The sequence below is a fragment of the Leisingera sp. ANG-Vp genome, assembly GCF_000813725.1.
In the GTDB taxonomy this organism is placed as follows: Bacteria; Pseudomonadota; Alphaproteobacteria; order Rhodobacterales; family Rhodobacteraceae; genus Leisingera.
Genome location: NZ_JWLD01000100.1, coordinates 1 through 929 on the forward strand (window position 1 = coordinate 1; position 929 = coordinate 929).

The 929-nt window shown below is 67.8% G+C and carries 1 protein-coding gene and 1 pseudogene; both read left to right on the forward strand.

The features are described 5' to 3' along the window. Positions 1-248, forward strand: a pseudogene (locus RA20_RS23280) (HlyD family type I secretion periplasmic adaptor subunit); the annotation flags it as partial. Positions 249-530: 282 nt separating this feature from the next. Continuing rightward, a complete protein-coding gene (locus RA20_RS23285; RefSeq protein WP_039134801.1) occupies positions 531-752 on the forward strand; it encodes a hypothetical protein in 222 nt (73 codons plus the stop codon). The last annotated feature ends 177 nt before the right edge of the window (positions 753-929 follow it).

The window sequence follows — 929 nt, forward strand, 5'->3', positions numbered from 1 at the left end:
CCCCGCCGGTGCAGGGAGAAGTGGTGATGGTGGCGGCCGGCAGCAGCTTCGACCAGGCCACCGGCCAGTCCTATTACCCGGTGCATATCCGCATCAAGGAGGCGGATCTGGCCGCCCTGCCCAATGTCAAGACGCTGCCCGGCATGCCGGCCCAGGCGATGATCGAAACCGGCCGCCAGACCCTGGCCGATTATCTGATCAGCCCGGTGCTCGCCAGCATGTCGCAGGCCCTGAAGGAGGGCACCTGACAGAAGGCAGCTAAAAGAACGGCAGCGGCTGAGGGGGAGCCGCCGCTAAGGAAGGCCGCAGCCCAGGGGGGAGGGCCGCAGCCTGTCCGGGCCCGCTTCAGCCGCAGGGGCTGAGGCGGGCCTGTTAGTTTATTCCGGCCCCCTCCCCGCGGACAGCCCGCCTGTCCCTTGGCAGGCAGCGGATAGCCCTCAGCACCCCGGTCCTATCCTTTGGTACAGCAGCATCGGGCCGCGCGTCCTGTTAAAAAGGGGCAGCACAAAGTTCACCGAAAGGACATCGGCATGGCCCTGATCAGCACTCTTACCGGCACCGCAGCCGCCCTGACCGCCATCGCCGCCAGCAGCGTCTTCATCACCCTGGCGCCGCTTCTGGCCCTGTTCCTGCTCTACCCGCTGGCCACCGCCGCCGCCGGCCGCGCCATCGGGTATTTCTTCGACCGCCAGGAGCAGCTGGCCGCCCGCCCGGACCTGCCCTACTACAACCCCAAGCCCTATTTCGGCTGATCCCTGCTGCGCCATCTCTCCCAGCGGGCCCTCCCCCGTCTAACTCCGCCCTGACCTCAGCCCCTGCACCCCCTTCCCCCGCCGGGGGCTGAGGCGCGGGCCCTTCCAAACCGCTGAAACACATCTCCCGCAGACAGGTCCGGACCGGACCCAATGTTTCGCGCGCGAAACATTGGG